This window comes from Mycobacterium sp. IDUB_37 (assembly GCF_055419245.1).
In genome coordinates this window covers 49,793-70,662 of record NZ_JBVAXG010000007.1, presented here as the reverse complement: position 1 = coordinate 70,662, position 20,870 = coordinate 49,793, and the positions used below count along the sequence as shown (strand labels likewise).

Sequence of the window (20,870 nt, the reverse complement as noted above, 5' to 3'; positions counted from 1 at the left end):
CATCAATGGGCAGGCGCGCACCCGCCGCACTCGAGTCAAACGTGGGCCCGGCTGAGCCTCGGGAGGCCCGCCTACTTGCCCTGCAACACCTTGAGCAGGTTGAAGAAGGCGGGGATGCCGGTGTATTGGTTCCCGACGCCTGAGAGAAGACCGCTGATGGCGTTAATCGGTAACGTGATCCCATTCGAGCTGACAGGGGCCGTCACACCGTTGTTGAAGAGCCCCGAAACCAAGCCGTTGATACCGACCCGAACAGTGGGCGAAAGCGGGGTGCCGAGCGCGCCGCTGGCGGTGTTGCCGAAGCCCGACAAGCCACCGGCGGCGGCAACATGTGCTGTTAAAGCGCCGCCAGTCACTTCAACGCCGGTGGCCGTGTTGCCGAAGCCCGAGATGCCGCCGTTGTAGGTGCGGTTAAACACCACTCCGCCTGAGGCCTTGGCGCCGCTGGCCGAGTTGTTGAAGCCAGACACGTCGGTACCGGTGTTGCCGAAGCCCGATTGAGTGGCGCCGGAGTCGGTGTTGAACCCGAAGCCCGTGTTGTATCCGCCCGCGTTCCCTCCGCCCGTGTTCACATTGCCGGCGTTCCAGAAGCCGGTGTTTATGTCGCCCGCGTTTCCATAGCCCGTGTTGCCGGAGCCGGAGTTCCCGAAGCCCGTGTTGCCTGATTGCGGTGGGCCCCCTCCAAGGATGCTGGTTAGGCTGCCGGTAACGCTGCCGCCCGAATTGAATGCGCCTGTGTTCAAGTCGCCCGCGTTGCCGAAGCCGGTGTTCAATTGGCCTGAATTCCCGAAGCCAAAGTTTCCTGCGCCAGTGTTTCCGAAGCCGAAGCTGGCATAGCCCGAGTTCCCGAGGCCAACGCCTTGGAGTTTGCCAAAGTCAGCGGCAGACTGGTTCGCGCCCGAACTGAAGATGCCGAGGTTGCCATCTCCCGAGTTGAAGAAGCCTATGTTGCCGTTGCCAGAGTTTCCGAAGCCGATGTTGCCGCTGCCTGAGTTCAGGCCGTTGAACACGAACTGACCGGTGTTCTGATCGAAGTAGGCATTGCCGAGCCCGATCAAGTTGTTCCCGCTGAGGCCCAACCCGATGTTGTTATTTCCGGTGTTGCCGAAGCCCTGGTTGTGGATACCGGTGTTGCCCAGCCCAATGTTGTTGTCACCGAGGTTGCCAAAACCGATATTCGCGCCCCCGTTGACGGCGACGTTCTTATTGCCGAAGCCGATGTTGTTGTTGCCCGTATTTCCGAAGCCGACGTTGCTATTGCCGAGGTTTCCAAGGCCGAAGTTGCTACTGCCCTTATTGCCGACGCCGAAGTTGCCGGCGCCGGTGTTTCCGTCACCGACGTTGCCGCCGTCGCCAACGCCGACAGTGTTGTTGTTGCCGTTGCCGACGTTGCCGCCACCCTTGTTGCCGGCGCCGAAGTTCGGAAGAGTGTTTTCGGCGGGAGCGGCTGCTATAGGCGCGCCGAAGAGGCCACCGATACCCGGGAGCCCTTGCAGCGTCTGCTGCCACGATGACAGCTGCGCCGCTGCCGCCGAGGCACCACCGTGATAGCCGGCCATCGCAGCGACATCGGCAGCCCAAAACTCCTCGTAGATGCCCTCGGCCGCGGCGATCGCCGGTGCATTCAGGCCGAAGAAGTTGCTCCGGATCAAGCCCACAAAAGCCTGTCGGTTCGCCGCGATCGCCTCGGGGTGAACGGTGGCTGCCTTCGCGGCCTCGAACACGCTGGCCACTGCATTTGCCTGTCCTGAGGCGCCCAACGCGCGTGCTGACGCGGCTTCCAGAAACGCCGCGTACGGGGCAGCGACAGCGGACATGGCTTTGGAAGCCGGCCCCTGCCAGGCCTGGCCGGCCAGGTTGGAGGTCACCGACGAAAACGAGCTTGCCGCCGAACCCAATTCTTCGGCCAAACTTGACCACGCGGCGGAGGCTTGCAGCATGGGCGCCGAACCCGCGCCGAGATACATCCGCAAGGAATTGATTTCTGGTGGGAGTACCGAAAAGTTCATAGCGTGGACCTCCGTTGGCCTGGGCGCCCGTCCCCCGAGCATTGTGCGAACGTCGCAAACATTACGACGAACTGCGCACGCCGTATAGGACTTGTCAAATTTGCAGCAAAACTTTCGCGAAATGTCCTAACTGCGAAGCGCGGCTAGCTGTGAGGCGGGGCGCACCTGCCTATTGCCTTCGGCGCTCTGCAAGTTTCGCATCAGAGTCGACCCGGAACGGCGTGCGCCGGAGAGTCACTCGAAAAGTCCGCTCGCCCAATTGTTTTGGAGCCATCAATGGCTATGCAGACTTGGTCGCTATACGCGCCGGCGAATGGCTTTGTTGGTCGATCAAGCCTGTAGTTCGGCTGCGAGTATCAAAGGATGCTGGGATTTCGGGCAGGGGATGAACTCAAGACGACAACATTGCATTGCCGCGTCCAGCTAAAGCGGTACGAAAGCTATCCGCCCAGTGCCTTCAAGAGGTTGGTGATACCGAGGAGACCCACAAAACCGGTGCCCGAGTTGAAGAAGCCGCTGCCGAGGCCGCTCAGGACACCGCTAGGAGTGACCATGGCGCCTGTAGTGATCGGGCCTGTGACACCGCTGTTGAAGAAGCCCGAGATTCTGCCGTTTACGGCTGCACCGCCACTGGCGCTGTTGAAGAAGCCCGATGATTGGCCGTTCCCGTTGCCGGTGAAGTTGTTGTTGAAGCCGGATACCAAGGCCCCGTTGTTGTTGAAGCCCGACTTCGTCGTCCCGCTGACATCCCCAGAGGATCCGATAGTCGTGTTGAAGTTGCCCGAGTTATAGAGGCCGGTGTTCACGCTCCCCGAGTTGCCGTCAAAGGTGTTGTAGCTGCCCGAGTTTTCATTGCCAGTGTTCAGGCTGCCCGAGTTGCCGAAGCCGGTGTTGAAGTTGCCGATGTTGCCGAAGCCGGTGTTGGCCTGGCCGCCGTTTCCGAAACCGAAGTTTCCGCTGCCGGCGTTGCCGAAACCGATGCTGTTCAGTCCGGAGTTGCCGAAACCGATGCTTTGGATGTTGCCGAAATCAGGCGAGTTGGCAACATGGGCACCGGAGTTGAATAAGCCGACGTTGCCGTCGCCGGAGTTGAAGAAGCCGATGTTGTTGGTGCCGGAGTTGCCGAAGCCGATGTTGCCGCTGCCGGAGTTGAGGCCGTTGAACACGAATTGGCCGTTCGCGGTGTTGTAGTAAGCATTACCGAGCCCGACCAGGTTGTCGCCGGTGAGGCCGAAGCCGAAGTTGTTGTTGCCCCGGTTGCCCCAGCCCTGGTTCCCGTTGCCGGTGTTGCCCCAGCCGCTGTTGTTATTGCCTGTGTTGCCCCAGCCAAAGTTGTGGCCGCCGCCGGAACCGATGCCGTTGTTGCCCAGGCCGAAGTTGCCGTCACCGCGGTTGCCGAAGCCGATGTTGCTGTTGCCGCTGTTGCCGCCGCCGAAGTTGCTGTTGCCCGTGTTGCCGCCGCCGAAGTTGCCGCTGCCGCTGTTGCCGTTACCGAGGTTGCCCGCCTCATTGATGCCGTTGGTGCTGTTATTGCCGTTACCGACGTTGCCGCCGCCCTTGTTGCCGACGCCGAAGTTGGGGTCGGAATTGGCGGCAGGTGCGGCGCCCTGACCACCGAAGAGCCCGCCGATGCCCGGCAGGCCTTGCAGCGTCTGCTGCCAGGACGACAACTGCGCGGCGGCGGCAGAAGCGCCGCCGTGGTAGCCAGTCATGGCGGCGACGTCGGCGGCCCAGAACTCCTCATAGAGGCTCTCGGCTGCGGCGATGGCCGGTGCATTGAGGCCGAGGAAGTTGCTGCGGATCAGTCCCACGAAGGCCTGGCGATTGGCGGCGATTGCCTCGGGGTGAACGGTGGCTGCCTTGGCCGCCTCGAACACGCTGGCCACGGCGTTGGCCTGCCCGGAGGCGGTGAGGGCGCGAGCCGATGCCGCCTCGAGGAACGCCGCGTAGGGGACGGCGGCGGCGGACATCGCCTTGGCCGCCGGGCCCTGCCAGGCCTGGCCGGCCAGGTTCGTGGTCACCGACGAAAAGGAGCTCGCCGCCGATCCCAATTCTTCGGCCAGACCCGACCAGGCCGCCGAGGCCTGCAGCATGGGTGCCGAACCCGCGCCTAGATACATCCGCAAAGAGTTGATTTCTGGTGGAAGCACCGAAAAGTTCACAGCGTTGACCTCCGTAGCCCCCGGCGCCCGTCCCCACGGGCACGTCTGAAAGTGAGACTCTACGGCGTGCTGAGCTCGCAGGTAAGGTGTTTGCCGGAACATTACGACGACCATGCTATCGGCGTATCGACTTTGCGTCGGGAGTCAACTGTGCGGTGCCAATTTGGGTGGGTCGTGACGCCGCGATGGGTTTAGCTACGGTGTCTGCGCCACATGTCGCGGTCGACACCTGCTGCGGACGCAGAAAACCCTGAGTTGTGGCGGCCGCCGCCGAGACGAAGGCGCCCGCGGCAGCAGCTTGTCGCCGGGAGTGGGCGCAGCAACTCCGCTGCAGGCCACGACGAAAACGGTGGCACCGCATGGAGACGCGGTGCCACCGAATTTCGTCCAGTCGCCGGCTAGTCCTCCCGAGTGCAGAGGATTTCGCACGGACGCTATGTCAAGTTCTGCAGCAACTTGACGAGGTTGAACAGGCCGATGAAGCCTGTGCCCTGGTTCAGCAGGCCGGAGCCGTAACCGCTGATGAAGCCAGCGGGAGTCCCCTGGAAAGCCTGCGAGAAGCCGGTGTTGAAGGCGCCGGAAACATTCTGGTTCTGTGCTAGACCGCCACTGACGGTGTTGAAGAAGCCCGAGCCGAAGCCGGCTCCGTTGCCGGTGAAGTTGTTGTTGAAGCCCGACACAAACGTACCGACGTTGTTGTAGCCCGACTTCGTCACGTTGGGAACGTTGGTGGTCGACCCGAAAGTCGTGTTGAAGCTTCCGGAGTTGTAGGAGCCGGTGTTGACGTTGCCAGAGTTTCCGTCAAACGTGTTGTAGCTACCAGAGTTGTCCATGCCGGTGTTTAGCGAGCCAGAGTTGAACAGGCCGGTGTTACCGAAGCCGCCATTACCGAGCCCGGTGTTGAGCTGGCCGTAGTTACCAATGCCGAAGTTTCCTGAGCCAGCCTGGCCGATGCCGATGTTGCCGAGGCCAGATTGGCCGATGCCGATGCCTTGCAGCTGGCCGAACTCGGCAGAGTTAGCGGCGTGAGCCCCGGAGTTGAACAAGCCGAAGTTGCCGTCACCGGAGTTGAAGAAGCCGATGTTGTTGGTGCCCGAGTTGCCGAAGCCGATGTTGCCGCTGCCGGAGTTGAGGCCATTGAACGTGAACTGGCCCGTCTGGGTGTTGTAGAAAGCGTTACCCAGTCCGATGTTGTTGCTGCCAGTCAGTCCCAACCCGATGTTGTTGCTACCGCTGTTGCCGAAGCCCTGGTTGTTGTTGCCCGTGTTGCCCAGGCCGACGTTGTTGTTGCCCGTGTTGCCGATTCCGAAGTTGCCACCACCGTTGGCGGTGTTGGTGGTGTTGCCGAAGCCGAAGTTGTTGTTACCACCGTTGCCGAGGCCGATGTTGCTGTTGCCGGTGTTGCCGCTGCCGAAGTTGCTGCTGCCGCGGTTGCCGCTGCCGAAGTTGCCGGTGCCGGTGTTTCCGTTGCCGACGTTGCCGCCGTCGCCGACGCCGACGGTGTTGTTGTTACCGTTGCCGACGTTGCCGCCGCCCTTGTTGCCGACGCCCAGGTTCGGGAGGGTGTTGGCGGCCGGTGCGGCTTCCGCCGGTGCTGCGCCGAACAGCCCGCCGATGCCAGGCAGGCCCTGCAGCGTCTGCTGCCAGGACGAGAGCTGCGCGGCTGCAGCGGAAGCGCCACCGTGGTAACCCGCCATCGCCGCGACGTCCGCGGCCCAGAACTCCTCATAGATGCTCTCCGCCGCGGCGATCGCCGGTGCGTTGAGGCCAAAGAAGTTGCTGCGGATCAAGCCCACGAAGGCCTGGCGGTTGGCCGCGATCGCCTCGGGGTGAACGGTCGCTGCCTTGGCTGCCTCGAACACGCTGGCCACGGCGTTCGCCTGGCCGGATGCGGTCAGGGCGCGGGCCGATGCGGCCTCGAGGAACGCTGCGTAGGGCGCGGCGGCGGCGGACATCGCCTGGGATGCCGGGCCTTGCCAGGCCTGGCCTGCCAGGTTGGAGGTCACCGACGAAAACGAGCTTGCTGCGGACCCTAACTCCTCAGCCAACCCCGACCAGGCCGCGGAGGCCTGCAGCATGGGCGCCGAGCCCGCACCCAGATACATCCGCAAGGAATTGATCTCTGGCGGGAGTACCGAAAAGTTCACCACGTTGACCTCCGTTTAAACCCCGCGCTCGCTACCCCGAGCACGACTGGACGAGCAGACTCTACGACGCTTCGGGCATCTAAGTGTGAGGTTTGCCGAAAACTCCAGAGGAAAGTTTGGGGAAGCCGCATTGCCGTAGCGCCCAGTCTGGTGCTGTGTAGAGTGATTGGACGTTTTAGCGTGGCGAGCGGATCTCCGAACGCGATCGCCAGTTTCGTGGTGGATGAATCCAACCAAGGCCAGCACGCGAAATATGGGCTGCTCGACAGGCAGTCGTCGAGCTTGTCCATCGGCGGTGTCAGGTGGTCGATCGCGTGCTGGGACTGGTGAACCGGCAAGATCGTGGACTTCTTAGGCCTACCTGAAGCACAGTCCGTGGCGCGAAATGGATGGATGCAACCCAGATTCAGATGAGGCCGTATACCGCCTGGGTTCGAGGATCGGGATTCCTTGACTTCAACCGCTGCGCCGCTTGGAGTGGCCTCGGCCTGCAGCGACCGTTGGCACCACGGCGGCAAAGTGTGTGGGTTTTGCCCGTGGCGCCTACGGTCGCGTGGTAGACCGGATCGCGCGTTGAACCCAGCGAGGAGTCGCTGGTGGACGCTGCAACTTTGGTGCGCGATCCGCGAGAGACGAGCAGCGGAGGCGACGGAGACCGTTCGGTCGAGTCAAGTCGCCGGCCAGAAAAAGGCGCAGCCCCTGAGTGGCACGAATGCCAACTCAAGGGCTGCGATGAGACTGGCAGCTAGCTGCTGCGCAGGGCGTTCGTCAAGCTGAAGAAGCCCGCCACGGTCGTGCCGGAGTTGAAGAAACCGGTGTTCAATCCGGACACGACGCCGGCAGGCAGATCAAATCCGGCGATGGCGAGAGCTTTAGTGACTCCGGAGTTGAAGAAGCCGGAGGTAAAGCCGTTGATTCCGGCTACCGGTCCCAGTGGGACAGCGACTGCGCCGCCGCTGGCTGAGTTGAAGAAGCCCGACATGTTGCCCGCGGGGCCGAACAGGAAGCTAGCCGGTCCAGTTGCCGTGTTGTTGAAGCCCGAGACGTTCTTGCCCGTGTTGCCGAAGCCCGAGTTGTCGAGCCCAGTGTTGGTCGTCGAACCGATGCTGGTGTTCGTGTTGCCCGAGTTGTAGAGACCGGTGTTCGTGTTTCCCGAGTTTCCGTCGAACGTGTTGAACGAGCCGGAGTTATCCATACCTGTGTTGAAGTTGCCCGAATTGAAGAAGCCGGTGTTGCCACTACCGGAGTTCCCGAAACCGGTGTTCAGTCCACCGGGGGAGAGGGGTGCAACGGATTCGGTGCCGCTGTTGCCGAAGCCAAAGTTGCCCTGCCCGGTGTTGCCGAAGCCGATATTGCCAAACCCTGCGTTCCCGAAACCGACGCCTTGCAATTTGCCCAGGTCTGCGGCCGCAGTGTTGGCACCTGAGCTGAAGAAGCCGACGTTTCCATCGCCGGAGTTGAAGAAGCCGATGTTGCCGTTGCCTGAGTTGCCGAAACCGATGTTGCCGGTGCCTGAGTTCAGCCCGTTGAAGACGAATTGGCCATTCGCGGTGTTGTAGTAGGCATTACCAAGGCCGATCAAATTGTCGCCTTGGAGGCCGAAGCCGATGTTGCCGTTACCCGTATTGCCTGCGCCTGAGTTATGCGTGCCGGTGTTGCCAAGGCCGAAGTTGTTATTGCCGAGGTTGCCCAAGCCAATGTTGGCACCGCCATTGGCGGCGAGGTTCTTGTTGCCGAGGCCGATGTTGTTGTTGCCGGTGTTGCCGAAGCCGACGTTGCTGTTGCCGGTGTTGCCGCTGCCGGCGTTGCTGCTGCCGATGTTGCCGCTGCCGAGGTTGCCGGTGCCGGTGTTGCCGTTTCCGACGTTGCCGCCGTCACCGACTCCGACGGTGTTGTTATTTCCGTTGCCGACGTTGCCTCCGCCCTTGTTGCCGACGCCCAGGTTGGGGAGGGTGTTTTCGGCCGGGGCGGCTGCCGGTGCTGCACCGAAGAGTCCGCCGATGCCCGGCAGGCCCTGCAGGGTCTGCTGCCAGGACGAGAGCTGCGCGGCGGCCGCGGAGGCGCCACCGTGGTAGCCGGCCATCGCCGCGACGTCGGCGGCCCAGAACTCCTCATAGATGCTCTCCGCCGCGGCGATCGCCGGTGCGTTGAGGCCGAAGAAGTTGCTGCGGATCAGCCCCACGAAGGCCTGGCGGTTGGCGGCGATCGCCTCGGGGTGAACGGTCGCTGCCTTGGCTGCCTCGAAGACGCTGGCCACGGCGTTCGCCTGGCCGGATGCGGTCAGGGCGCGGGCCGATGCGGCCTCGAGGAACGCTGCGTAGGGCGCGGCGGCGGCGGACATCGCCTGGGATGCCGGGCCTTGCCAGGCCTGGCCTGCCAGGTTGGAGGTCACCGACGAAAACGAGCTCGCTGCGGACCCTAACTCTTCGGCTAACCCCGACCAGGCCGCGGAGGCTTGCAGCATTGGCGCCGAACCCGCACCCAGATACATCCGCAAGGAATTGATTTCTGGTGGGAGTACCGAAAAGTTCACCACGTTGACCTCCATTGATCCAACGCTCGTACCTCGAGCACGGCTGAATGACCGAACTGTACGACGAGTTGAGCTCGCAGAGATGCGATTTACTGAAAAATCGACGCCAATACATTGCTTTATTCGATTCGCTTCCCGGCGAGGTGAGGTCGGTGTACGATTCACAACTTTTCGGATAGCGCCATCCGGTGCGGACACCGCCATTTGGCCGGGCAACTGGTAGGAATCGTCGCAGTTTAGGTGAGCCTAAGCAACCCTGTTGAATAAGGCTTTCGTTCTGAAATTCAGCAGTCGAATGTGGGCGCACGAGCCGTATATCCGCCAAGCGGTTATTCGGCAGACCCATATCGAGTGCTGAGTTGCCAAAACGGATATTGTCGGCGGCTGAGTTCAGGCGGGACGGGTTGATGCCGAACGTTATGGGTCATGCGAAGGTGCGGCTACCACTCAGCTAGGTTTCGCCGAGCAAGTACTCAGCTAGGTTCGCCGAGCAAGCGCTTGGTTGATACGCTGACCGGATGGAGCGAGTGGCCGGCCAGACGAACAGCCGCCGTGACGAGTTGCTTGAACTCGCCGCGGTGATGTTCGCCGAGCGCGGTCTGCGGGCCACCACCGTGCGTGACATCGCCGACGGCGCCGGCATCCTGTCTGGCAGTCTCTACCATCACTTCGCGTCCAAAGAGGAGATGGTCGACGATCTGCTGCGCGGATTCCTGGATTGGTTGTTTACCCGCTACCGCGAGATCGTCGACAACGAACCCAACCCGCTGGAGCGGCTCAAGGGACTGTTCATGGCATCCTTCGAGGCCATCGAGCACCGCCACGCGCAAGTGGTCATCTATCAGGACGAGGCGCAACGACTCTCGTCGCAGCCCCGGTTCGCCTACCTCGAAGAGCGCAACAAGCAGCAGCGGGGGATGTGGGTCGACGTCCTCAATCAGGGCATCGCGGAGGGCTACTTCCGGCCGGATCTGGACGTCGACTTGGTGTATCGCTTCATCCGGGACACCACCTGGGTGTCGGTGCGCTGGTACCAACCCGGCGGACCGCTGACCGCGCAGCAAGTGGGTCAGAAATACCTCGCCATTGTTCTCGGCGGGATCGCAAAAGAAGGAGCATGAAAATGCCGGAGGCGTACGTCATCGACGCTGTGCGTACCGCGGTTGGCAAGCGCGGTGGCGCCCTGGCCGGAATTCATCCCGTCGACCTCGGTGCACTGGGGTGGCGCGGCCTGCTCGACCGGATCGACGTCGACCCGGCAGCGGTTGACGACGTGATCGCGGGTTGTGTCGACGCCATCGGCGCACAGGCAGGCAACATCGCTCGGCTGTCGTGGCTGGCCGCCGGCTACCCCGAAGAGGTGCCGGGTGTCACCGTCGACCGGCAGTGCGGCTCCAGCCAGCAGGCGATTTCCTTCGGCGCGCAAGCGGTCATGTCTGGCACCGCGGACCTCATCGTCGCGGGTGGCGTTCAGAACATGAGCCAGATCCCGATCTCGTCGGCGATGATCGTCGGCGAGCAGTTCGGCTTCACCTCACCGACCAACGAGTCCAAGCAGTGGCTGCATCGGTACGGCGACCAGGAGATCTCTCAGTTCCGCGGTTCGGAGTTGATCGCCGAGAAGTGGAATCTCTCGCGCGAAGAGATGGAGCGCTACTCGCTGACGAGTCACGAGCGTGCCTTCGCGGCGATCCGCGGCGGCAACTTCGACAACGAAATCCTCACTGTCGAAACGGAAACCGGCTCGTTCCGGGTCGACGAAGGTCCGCGCGAGTCGTCGCTGGAGAAGATGGCCGGCCTGAAGACGTTGGTCGAGGGTGGCCGGCTGACTGCGGCGATGGCCAGTCAGATCTCGGACGGAGCGAGTGCGGTGCTGTTGGCGTCCGAGCAGGCCGTCAAGGATCACGGACTCACACCGCGTGCCCGCATCCATCACATCAGCGCTCGTGCCGCCGACCCGGTGTTCATGCTGACCGGGCCGATCCCCGCGACTCGTTACGCGTTGGAGAAGACGGGGCTGTCCATCGACGACATCGACACCGTCGAGATCAACGAGGCATTCGCGCCGGTGGTTCTCGCCTGGCTCAAGGAGATCAAGGCCGACCCGGAAAAGGTCAACCCCAGTGGCGGCGCCATCGCGCTCGGGCATCCGCTGGGCGCCACCGGCGCCAAGCTGTTCACCACGATGCTCAATACGTTGGAGCGCACCGGCGGTCGTTACGGACTGCAGACCATGTGTGAGGGCGGCGGCACCGCGAACGTGACGATCATCGAGCGGCTTTAACTGCTGCTCCCGAACGTGAATCGCGCGACGCTTCGGCGGCGAGTCGCGTCGTAGTATTCACGCTCGGCCAGGCTGTGAATGGGTGACGGCGGCCTGCGATGGTCCGGTGGCACCATGCGCGCATGGACTGGCCGTTTCTTGGCGCTGAAGCCCTGTCCGCAAAGGCAATTCCCGAGCGGGTGATGCGCCTACTGTATGAACCCGTCTACCCCGGCGTTTACGGTCCATTCGGTGTAGAGCTGTCCGCGAGTCAGCGGGCGCAGGCGGCGTGGCTATGGTCGCGGCGGCGCGGCGTTGTCGCGGGCAACTCGGCAGCGTCTCTCCTGGGAGCGAAGTGGGTCAGCCCGTCACTGGATGCGGAATTGGTGCACGACAACCGAAAGTCCCCGGCGCGCATAACTATTCATTCCGACACGTTGGCGTCCGATGAAGTGCTGAGCATGGGCGGCATTGCGCTGACCACGTCGGGGCGCACGGCCTTCGATATCGGTCGGTGGACTACCACCCGCCTGCACGCCGTTCAGCGACTCGACGCGCTAATGAATGCGACCGACGTCAAGGTCGCCGACGTCGAGGCCGTCATCGCCCGACATCCCGGGATGCGCGGCTTGGTGAGGCTGCGTCGGGTGCTGCCTCTGGTCGATGGGGGCGCGGAATCCCCGCAGGAGACGCGAACCCGATTGGCGTTGCTCGATGCCGGCCTGCCCAAACCGCAGACGCAGATCAGGGTCTGTGACGAATACGGGGATTTCGTCGCCCGCATCGACATGGGTTACGAGGAACTACGCGTCGGCATCGAATACGACGGACCACAGCACTGGACAGATCCTCGTCAACGCGACCGGGACATCGACCGGTACACCGCCCTGCTCGATCTGGGGTGGACGATTATCAGGGTCAGCAGTGAACTGCTGCGATACCGGGAGGCCACGTTCATCGCGCGCGTCGTCGCGGCGATGCGAGCGTCAGGGTGGCGTCCGTGACCACCGAGAGTGAACTCTGCGACGCCGGATCGGCGGGTCGCGTCGTCAGGTTCACGGTCGACGGTCTGAGAAAGTTCGGGTGGCCGAAAACTATGATTTGGGTTATCGTAACCAGGTCGGAGGGTGTACCGACAGCCAAGCGGCCCGCACCGGGGATCTGGTGCGGGCCGTGGTTGGCTCAGGGCGGAACCGACCGTCGAGGGTGAGCCCTACGACGCCGAATCGGCGTGTTGCGTAGCTGGATTCACGCTCGGCGCAAGGAGCTACGCGTCGTAATCCACCGACACGAATGGCGTCAGCGGATGCGACTGGCAGGTCAGGATGTAGCCCGCGTCCAGCTCCGCTTGGCCGAGGGCAAAGTTGTGGTCCATCTCCACCTTGCCGTCGACGACTTTGGCGCGGCAGGTGCCGCACGCTCCGCCCATGCATGCGTAAGGCGCGTCACTGCGCACCTGCAGCGCACCCTCGAGGATCGAGTCGCCGGGGGTCAGATCGTGTGTCCACTGCGTACCGGACAGCGTGTACGTCACGGTCGCGCCCGCGTACGCATTCTCGGCCGCCCCGCCGGAGTCCTTATCGAAACCGTGGAAGAGTTCGAGGTGGATGTGTTCGGAGTCGGCGCCGTGTTCGAGAAGCGCCTCGCGCACCGTGGTGGTCAGCTGTAGCGGGCCACAGATGAACCATTCGTCCACATTCTGCGGCCGCAGCGTGCCGGTGAACCACCTGTCGAGCTTGTCCTTGTCGATCCGCCCACGCAGATTCGGGGTGTGCAGCGACTCGCCCGTCAGCACGTGCAGGATCTCGAGTCGGTCGGCGTAGCGCGTCTCGAGGCGATCGAGCTCCGCCCGGAACATCGTCGACTCCTTGCTGCGGTTGCCGTAGATCAGCGTGAACCGGCTTTCGGTCTCGATCTCCAGCGTGGTTGCCAGGATCGACAGCACCGGGGTGATGCCGCTGCCGGCCACCAGTCCCACATAGTGCTTCCGGTTGAGCGGATGCAGTTCTGTCCCGAACCGTCCGGTCGGGGTCATCAGCTCCAGCACGTCGCCGGCCTTGAGATCGTTGGCGACGAACGTCGAAAATGCGCCACCCTCAATGTGTTTGACGGCAATACGCAGCTGGGCTCGGGTGGCCGCAGCGCAGATCGAGTAGTTGCGACGCACTCCTTCGCCGCCCAGATCGGTCTTCACCGTCACGTGCTGGCCGGGCTCGAAGCGGAATGCGTCCTGCAACGCCTCGGGAACGGCGAAGGTCACCAGCGTGCTGTCGGAGGTGATGGGGTCCACCGAGGCCACCGGGATGCGGTGCAGCACCGCATGCGGCGAGCTCGACCTGGCCGGCATCCGCACCGGCAGCAGCTTGGTAAGCCTGCCGTTGAGCTCTTTCCATTCCCGGAACTCGTCCGGATTCAGTTGCTGCCCAAAGACTGTGTTGATCGCGGCGTTGCGCTCGAGGTAAGCCTCCTCGTTGCGGTGCCAGGTCCGCAGATACCGGTAGAACGGCACGGACGGGTGCAGGTGATGCACCAAGTGGTAGTTCTGCGACAACAACACCGGAGTGAACAACCACTCCGCGCCAACCCGATTGCGGGTCGCGCGATACCGGTTGGAACGCTGGGTGTCCTCCAGGCCGTGATGGGGAAGCCAGTCGAACCACCACGCGAGGATGGTCAGGCCGATGCGTTGCGGGATGAGGAAGACGACGGCCAGAGTCCAGAAGTTTCCAGTGGCGATCGCGATCGCCAGGCCGGTGAGGCTCAAAGTCAGCATCACGAGCGTCTCGGAGACCTCGCCGACCGGACGGCTGCGAGCGCGCGGTAGGTAGAACTTCAGGTAGAAGTACTCCACCATCGCCCAGCGCCACGGAAACTGCCACCACTTCCCGTGCGAGGCAAAGGTGTCCGGATCCTCATCGTCGTCATTGGAGTGCCGGTGATGCTGAATGTGGATGAAGGCGAACGACGGGAAGGCGACCACCGGCCCGACGAAGCACCAGGCCAGCCGCCCCATCAGCCCATTCACCCAGCGGGTGGAACTGATCGAGTAGTGCGACGCGTCGTGCACGACGGTGAACATCACGAACGTCACCGTGGCATTGACGGCGATGGTCACCCCTGCGGGCAGCCATCCGTTGGCGTAGCCGATCGTCGACACGACGAATGCCGTGAGGGCTGTGAGAAAGACCGCGATAGTGGGCAGCGCGAGCTTGGGCACCGCTTCGCCAGGGTCGGGCAGCGCGTGGTGCGCGGGGGCCTCGTGAGTCGCGTGGTCTACTGCGTCGAGAGTCGACATAGGTGCAAAAATAGCCTATTTGACACGCGAGACTATATGGCCAATTTAGAAGTGTTTTGTAAATGTGCTATCGCGTCACTCGTGATCGATTCGATGAGGTCAGCGCAGGGCGTCAGGCCCGGCTGGGGCCGCCGATTCGAGTAGTCGTCTACTCAGTCCCGTCACGTCTCCCGCTGCCAGACTCAGCTGCGCAACACCTGCTCAACTCAGTATGGAGCGACACCATGGCCTCGCCGAAATATAAGCACGCCAACAACATTGGATGTATTGGGACGATCGATCGGGCGGGGACATGCTGCCGGTGATCGTCGCGCCGGAGGTAATGACCGCAGCCGCATCGGATCTGGCCGGCATCGAATCGGCGCTCAGCGCAGTCAACGCGACCGCGAAGGCCGGGACCACGGCGGTGCTGGCAGCAGCCGGGGATGAGGTGTCGATCGCGATAGCGGCGCTGTTTTCCAGTCACGGCCAGCAGTACCAAATGCTGAGCGCTCAGGCGTCGGCCTACCAGGCCCAGTTCGTTCGGACGTTGAGCGGGTCAGCGGGCGCTTATGCCCTGGCGGAGGCGGCAAACGCCACACCGCTGCAGACACTCGCGGACGGCGTGATGGCGGTAATCAACGCGCCAACGCAGGCCGTGTTAGGTCGCCCGCTGATCGGCAACGGCACCAACGGGACGCCGGGCACCGGACAAGCCGGGGGAGGTGGCGGGTTGCTGTGGGGCAACGGCGGTAACGGCGGGTCCGGAGCAGCCGGGCAGAACGGCGGCAGAGGCGGGGACGCCGGGCTGTTCGGCAGCGGTGGCGCCGGGGGAGCCGGTGGCACCGGTGTGGCTGGTACGGCCGGCGCGGCCGGCGCGACTGCTGGCATCGGCGGCGCTGGGATTGCCGGCGGGCCGGGTGGTAACGGTGGGGCGGGCGGTCACGGCGGGATCTTGTCGGGCAATGGTGGTGCCGGCGGAGCCGGTGGGGTCGGCGGTGCCGGCGGTGCCGGGGGCGCCGGGGGTGCGGGGGCGGCCGGGGACTCCTTTGAAGCCCTGGGTGCCGGCCACTCCGGCGCCCCCGGCGGTTCGGGCGCGAACGGCGGTAACGGCGGCGAGGGAGGGATAGGGGGTGCCCCAAGTGGGTTCGGTGGCACTGCCGGTGTCCACGGCGCCGCCGGCAACGGCGGTTCCGGGGGCGACGGTGGCGCGGGCGGTATGGGCGGCGCAGGCGCTGCCACTACCGGCGCGGGCGGCCACGGCGGCGCGGGCGGGTCAGCCGGACTTGGGGGTAGCGGCGGTACGGGGGCCAGTGGTGGCGCTGCGGGCATCGGCGGCACTGGCGGCATGGGCGGGACGGGCAGCACCGGCGGCGACGGCGGCGACGGCGGCGAGGGCGGCCCTGTGGTCTGGACCGGAGCCGGAAATCTTGTCGGCGGGGCCGGTGGAACGGGAGGCATCGGTACCACCGGACAGGGTGGTAACGGGGGCGCGGGCGGATTGGCGCAAACCTACGGGCCCGGAAACGTTACCGGCGGCAGCGGCGGGGCCGGGGGCAACGGCGCGTCCGGCGGCGGTCACGGAGGTCACGGCGGTGATGCGCTATCCGACGGAGCCGGAGCTGCCACTGGCGGGGCGGGCGGAGCTGGCGGGATCGCTACCTTTGGCGCGGGCGGCGCCGGCGGTGACGGTGGCGAGGGTGCATTGACCAACAGTGCTTCGACAGGCAGCGCCGCCGGAGGCTCCGGAGGGGCCGGCGGGTCGGGCGCCACTGGTGGTACTGGCGGCGCCGGCGGCGTTGGATACTCGAACGGGACTGGGAGCCTCACCGCCGGCAACGGCGGGGAGGGCGGCGCCGGCACCGCCGGCAATGGCGGTAACGGCGGAGCCGGTGGGGGGGCGTCGAGCCACAACGGTGCTGCCACGGTCGACACCATCGGCGGGGCCGGCGGCGTCGGAGGTAACAGCATCAGTGGGACCGGCGGAAACGGTGGCGCCGGCGGCTCGGCCGTCAATTACGGATCCGGAAACGCCACCGGTGCCGCCGGCGCGCTAGGCGGCACCGGCGATGCCGGCGGCGGAGCCGGTGGTGACGGTGGCTCTGGTTTCAATTATGGAAGCGGATTCGCCACTGGCGGGGCCGGTGCGCCCGGCACCAGTGGCGGCACCACCGGCACCGGCGGGGCGGGCGGCCACGGCGGCTTCGCGAAGATTGGTAACAGCGCTGCTACCGCAACCGCCGGACAGGGCGGGGCCGGCGGGGACGGCATCACCGGCGGAAACGGTGGTGGCGGCGGCTTTGCGTCGACCGACGGAACGGGGACAGTAGCCCCCGGCACCGGCGGCATTGGCGGTGCCGGCAACAGCGGCGACGGCGGGCAGGGGGGGAACGGCGGTGAGGTCTACATCTTCAACAGCGCCCATGCCGTTGACGCCGTCGGGGGGACCGGCGGCGCGGGCGGTATCAGCGCTACCGGAAAGGGCGGAAACGGCGGCGCCGGCGGCTATACGCAGTCCACCGGGATTGGCACCCTTACCGGCGGCAGCGGAGGGGCCGGCGGCGACGGGGCCTCCGGCGGCGGTACCGGCGGTGCTGGTGGCGGCGCCAATTACGACGGAACCGGAAATGCCGTCGGTGGGGCCGGCGGCGCGGGTGGCATCGGCACTGCCGGGGGCGGCGGGGTCGGCGGGGCGGGCGGCGGCGCGTTCATCGTCGACAGCGCTTCGTCGGCTACCGCCACCGGCGGCACCGGCGGGGCCGGCGGGCAGGGCAGCACCGGCGGAAACGGTGGGGCCGGCGGTGTTGCCGACGTTCAAGTCGCCCCGGCGGCTACGGCCAAAGGCGGCGACGGCGGCACCGGCGGTAACAGCGCGGGACCCTCAATCAACGGTGGCGGCGGCGGAAACGGCGGTGACGCCTTCGGAGCCTTCGGAATGGCCGCCGCCCATGGCGGTTCCGGCGGTCCGGGTGGTGCCGGCGGACCCGGGGGATCCCCCGGCGCCAAGGGCGTCAACGGAACGCCTTAGTCAGCTACTCCACTAGCGCGGACGCCGCCTTCAGATGCTCGATCGCGTCACTCACGATCGACTCGATCAGCTCCTCGCACGTCGGCAGGTCGTCGAGAATTCCGGCGACCTGGCCCGAGGCCAGCACTCCGGCGTCGGTGTTGCCTTCGACCAACCCGGCTTTGAGCAGCATCGGGGTGTTGGCCGCCATCACCACCTGAGACCAGGTCAGTTCCTTGCCGTGCCGCATGGCCAGACCGTCGGTGATCATGGAGCGCCAGCTCATCCGCGACATCTTCTTGAACTTCGCGGCGTTGCCCACCGCGGCAGTGAAACCCCTTGCCTTCGAGCCGCTTTCCAGCTTCTCGACCAACCCGGTCCGCAGCACCCGGTGCGGCATGCCGTCGACCCTGGTGGTCACCACGGTGCCGTCCAGGGCCGACTCCAGATACCGCTGCTTGACCGCGTCGGGCACGGTGGAATCCGAGGTGAGCAGGAACCGGGTGCCCATGGCGACACCGGCAGCGCCGTAGGACAACGCCGCCGCGAGCCCGCGCCCGTCGAAGAAACCACCGGCCGCGATCACCGGAATGTTGGTTCCCTGAACGGCGTCCAAAACCGATGGCAGCAGCAGCGTGGTTGCGACCGGTCCGGTGTGGCCGCCGCCTTCGCCGCCTTGCACGATCATCGCATCGGCGCCCCACCCGGCGACCTTGCGCGCGTGCTTGGCCGCGCCGATCGACGGAATAACCACCGCGCCAGCCTCTTTGAGGCGGGCGATCAGTTCCTGCTTGGGCGCCAGCGCGAACGATGCCACCTTCACGCCCTCGCGGATGAGCAACTCGACGCGATCGCCGGCGTCGCCGGCGTCGGCGCGCATGTTGACCCCGAACGGCTTGTCGGTCGCGGCCTTGACCTTCTTGATCGCCGTCGCCAACTCGTCCAAGGTCATGGTCGCCGACGCGAGGATGCCGAGGCCGCCGGCGTTGGCCGTAGCCGACACCAGGCGGGCGCCGGCCACCCAGCCCATGCCGGTCTGCACCACCGGATGCTCGATGCCGATCAGCTCGGTCAGCGGGGTCTTGATCCTCACTGGCGGATCTCTCTGTCGCGCAGCGCTTTCGGGTCGATGACCTCGCGGATCAATCGCAGTTCGTCATCGGTCGGCAGTCGCGACTCGCCTGCCTCGTCAACCGCACCCACCTCGAACGAGGTGGCTTCGCGGACATCTTCAGGGGCGACTCCGGGATGCAGGCTCAGCGCACGCATGGTGCCATCCGGCCCGCCGAAGTCGAAGACGCCGAGGTTGGAAACCACCCGGTACACGTTGACGAATCGGAACGCGGGATTGTCCGCATCGACCTTGTCGTAGCCGATGCCGGAGACGATGTCGACGGTTTCGGTGAACACCCGCTTGGAGTGGTTGCCCACCCAGTAGCTGGTCGCATGGTTGATCGTGTTGCCTGGTGAGCCGCGCAGGCCGAACATCTGCCGGGTCGGCTTCTGCAGCGGCCCGAAGGCGGAGATGTTCTGATTGCCGTAGCGGTCAACCTGATTGGCGCCCATCACGACGTGGCGCCGGCCCCAGGCCAGCGTCTCGAAGACCCGGCCGAACGGCATCCAGCCCTCGATCGCTCCCGTCTTACCCATCGCGGGAGTGTCCGCGAGCAGTCGTGCCTCGCCGTCGGTCAACAGGATGTCCGGCGAAAAGGTCAGCCGAGCCAAGCGTGCCCCGACCGCCACCATGTTGGTCATCGGGCTGATCATGATTTCGCCCGCGTCCCTGAACAATTCGGCGCAGGCGACTGCGCAGATCTCAGCTCTGGTCGCTTCCCCGGTCATGAAGATGCCTCCTCGCCGAACTTGCGCACCGCCGCTTGGTAGTCGTCTTCGCTACCCGACAGATAGGTCGCGACGAACTGTTGCCAGCTCTCTTCGGTGGCCGCGGCCTCGGCATAGTGTCGCTGGAACTTCTCGTCACGTCCGTAATCCGGTGCGGCGGTGGTGAAGTGGGCCCCGCCAGGCGCTTCTACTACGCCGTCGACCATCATCCGGTTGATCAGCAGTGCCTGGGGCGGAACCGATTTCACCAGCTCCTCGGTGGACACAACGCGTTCCACCGACAGAAAACGCTTCTCGGCGGCCATCAAGAACAGATCGTCGAAATAGGGGTCGATGCCGGTGTAGGCCGCATTGCCTTGAGTGTCACCGAGATTCAGGTGGGCGAAGGCCGCGTCCAGCCGCAGTGCCGGCATGGCCAGCAGCTTCTCGTACCCGCCGTCGGTTGGATACGGTGACGTGACGGTCTGCAGCTCACCGTCCCAGAAGTCCAGTACCGAGCTACCGAGACCGGCGCGGATGGGCAGGAATGGCAGTCGCTGGGCGGCCGCCTGCAGGCCACAGCGCAGCATGCCTTCGTCCATCTCGCGGGCCTCGATGGCGCCCGCGGTGCGGGCCTTGGCGAACCAGGGATCGTAGAACGGCGGCGAGTCAAGCGAGACGAAGCCGTAGTAGACGCGTTTCACTTTGCCGGCTGAGCACAGCAGGCCCAGGTCCGGTCCGCCATAGGTGACGACGGTCAGGTCGGTGACGTCGGTGCGCAGCAGCGCGCGCACGAACGCCATCGGTTTGCGCCGGGATCCCCAGCCTGCGATGCCGATGGTCATCCCGCTACGAACGTGCGCGACGGCGTCGTCGAGGGTGGTGCGCTTGTCGCTCATTCCTTTGTGCCTTTTGCCGTGCCCGCGAATGCGTCGCGGTGCTCGTCGGCGACGCCGGCGAGGTTCAGCTCGAAGGTAAAGCCTTGCTCCATGCGATAACTCGAGTGAACCTTTTGCACGTCGATGAGGTTGAGCGCTTCCTTGGCGGCCCGGATGACCCGGGTGTCCTTCGCGGCGATATCGCGCGCTACCCGCAATGCGGCTTCATCGAGATCGTCGCGGGGCACCACCTCGTGCACCGAACCGAAATGGTGCAGGGTGGCGGCGTCCACGGTGGCGGCGGTGAAGAACAGCCGGCGCATCATGTGCTGCGGCACCAGGCGGGACAGGTGGGTGGCCGCGCCGAGCGCGCCGCGTTCGACCTCCGGCAATCCGAAGGTGGCGTTGTCGGAGGCGACGATGACGTCGGCGTTGCCGACCAGGCCGATGCCGCCGCCGACGCAGAAACCGTTCACCGCGGCGATGACCGGCACCGCGCATTCGTACACCGCGCGGAACGCGGCATAGCAACCGCGATTGGCGTCGATGAGCGCGGTGAACCCTTCGGTCTTTTGCATCTCTTTGATGTCGACGCCGGCGTTGAATCCGCGGCCTTCGGCGCGCAGGATCACGACTTTGGTGTCGAGGTCGGCGCCCGCGGCCGTAATGGCGTCGGCGAGTTCGAACCATCCGCGCGACGGGATGGCGTTGACGGGCGGGTAGTCGACAGTGACCGCGACTATCCCTGGTTCAACGGTGGCTGTGGTGATCGTCAT

General features: G+C 65.0%; 13 protein-coding genes. 4 read left to right on the top strand and 9 right to left on the bottom strand.

Going from position 1 to position 20,870, the window contains the following annotated elements; all coding sequences use genetic code 11:
* Positions 1 to 71: 71 nt before the first annotated feature.
* From ACZY1I_RS22300 to ACZY1I_RS22285, 4 genes are all read right to left on the bottom strand, one after another.
* Positions 72 to 2,009 carry a PPE domain-containing protein gene (locus ACZY1I_RS22300; protein ID WP_463757298.1) on the bottom strand — a complete coding sequence of 646 codons (1,938 nt, stop codon included), beginning with the start codon at positions 2,007 to 2,009 and terminating at the stop codon, positions 72 to 74.
* A gap of 440 nt (positions 2,010 to 2,449) precedes the next feature.
* Positions 2,450 to 4,171, bottom strand: a complete 1,722-nt coding sequence (locus ACZY1I_RS22295; RefSeq protein WP_463757295.1) for a PPE family protein — start codon at positions 4,169 to 4,171, stop codon at positions 2,450 to 2,452.
* 434 nt (positions 4,172 to 4,605) lie between these two features.
* Complete coding sequence (locus ACZY1I_RS22290) at positions 4,606 to 6,321, bottom strand: PPE family protein (protein ID WP_463757292.1); 1,716 nt, start codon at positions 6,319 to 6,321, stop codon at positions 4,606 to 4,608.
* A 742-nt stretch (positions 6,322 to 7,063) separates the two neighbouring features.
* The gene (locus ACZY1I_RS22285; protein WP_463757910.1) at positions 7,064 to 8,854 is read right to left on the bottom strand and encodes a PPE domain-containing protein; all 1,791 of its coding nucleotides are present in this window, start codon (positions 8,852 to 8,854) and stop codon (positions 7,064 to 7,066) included.
* Between the two features lie 515 nt (positions 8,855 to 9,369).
* Between ACZY1I_RS22285 and kstR2 the strand changes: the two genes are divergently transcribed.
* From kstR2 to ACZY1I_RS22270, 3 genes are all read left to right on the top strand, one after another.
* Complete coding sequence (gene kstR2, locus ACZY1I_RS22280; protein ID WP_463757289.1) at positions 9,370 to 9,972, top strand: TetR family transcriptional regulator KstR2; 603 nt, start codon at positions 9,370 to 9,372, stop codon at positions 9,970 to 9,972.
* Positions 9,973 to 9,974: 2 nt separating this feature from the next.
* Positions 9,975 to 11,135: a steroid 3-ketoacyl-CoA thiolase FadA6 gene (fadA6, locus tag ACZY1I_RS22275; RefSeq protein WP_463757285.1), complete on the top strand. Its 1,161-nt coding sequence runs from the start codon at positions 9,975 to 9,977 to the stop codon at positions 11,133 to 11,135.
* Positions 11,136 to 11,257: 122 nt separating this feature from the next.
* Positions 11,258 to 12,118, top strand: coding sequence for an endonuclease domain-containing protein (locus tag ACZY1I_RS22270; protein ID WP_463757282.1), 861 nt, complete (start codon positions 11,258 to 11,260; stop codon positions 12,116 to 12,118).
* 263 nt (positions 12,119 to 12,381) lie between these two features.
* On the opposite strand, the gene ACZY1I_RS22265 is transcribed toward ACZY1I_RS22270, so the two are convergent.
* Positions 12,382 to 14,409 (bottom strand): fatty acid desaturase, encoded by a 2,028-nt coding sequence (locus tag ACZY1I_RS22265; RefSeq protein WP_463757280.1) that lies wholly within the window; start codon positions 14,407 to 14,409, stop codon positions 12,382 to 12,384.
* Positions 14,410 to 14,701: 292 nt separating this feature from the next.
* On the opposite strand from ACZY1I_RS22265, the gene ACZY1I_RS22260 reads away from it, so the two are divergent.
* On the top strand, positions 14,702 to 17,416 hold the full coding sequence (locus ACZY1I_RS22260; RefSeq protein WP_463757908.1) for a PE family protein: 2,715 nt from the start codon (positions 14,702 to 14,704) through the stop codon (positions 17,414 to 17,416).
* A gap of 4 nt (positions 17,417 to 17,420) precedes the next feature.
* Here the strand turns inward: ACZY1I_RS22260 and ipdC are convergent, their stop codons facing one another.
* The 4 genes from ipdC to echA20 are packed head-to-tail and all read right to left on the bottom strand — an operon-like array spanning position 17,421 to position 20,870.
* The gene (gene ipdC / locus ACZY1I_RS22255; RefSeq protein ID WP_463757277.1) at positions 17,421 to 18,488 is read right to left on the bottom strand and encodes a (3aS,4S,5R,7aS)-5-hydroxy-7a-methyl-1-oxo-octahydro-1H-indene-4-carboxyl-CoA dehydrogenase; all 1,068 of its coding nucleotides are present in this window, start codon (positions 18,486 to 18,488) and stop codon (positions 17,421 to 17,423) included.
* Positions 18,485 to 19,237, bottom strand: coding sequence for a cholesterol ring-cleaving hydrolase subunit IpdB (ipdB, locus tag ACZY1I_RS22250; protein WP_463757274.1), 753 nt, complete (start codon positions 19,235 to 19,237; stop codon positions 18,485 to 18,487). Before ipdB ends, ipdC begins: the two co-directional genes overlap by 4 nt.
* Positions 19,234 to 20,115 carry a cholesterol ring-cleaving hydrolase subunit IpdA gene (gene ipdA, locus ACZY1I_RS22245; RefSeq protein WP_463757272.1) on the bottom strand — a complete coding sequence of 294 codons (882 nt, stop codon included), beginning with the start codon at positions 20,113 to 20,115 and terminating at the stop codon, positions 19,234 to 19,236. The genes ipdB and ipdA overlap by 4 nt, the downstream gene beginning before the upstream one ends.
* The gene (gene echA20 / locus ACZY1I_RS22240; protein ID WP_463757270.1) at positions 20,112 to 20,870 is read right to left on the bottom strand and encodes a (7aS)-7a-methyl-1,5-dioxo-2,3,5,6,7,7a-hexahydro-1H-indene-carboxyl-CoA hydrolase; all 759 of its coding nucleotides are present in this window, start codon (positions 20,868 to 20,870) and stop codon (positions 20,112 to 20,114) included. Before echA20 ends, ipdA begins: the two co-directional genes overlap by 4 nt.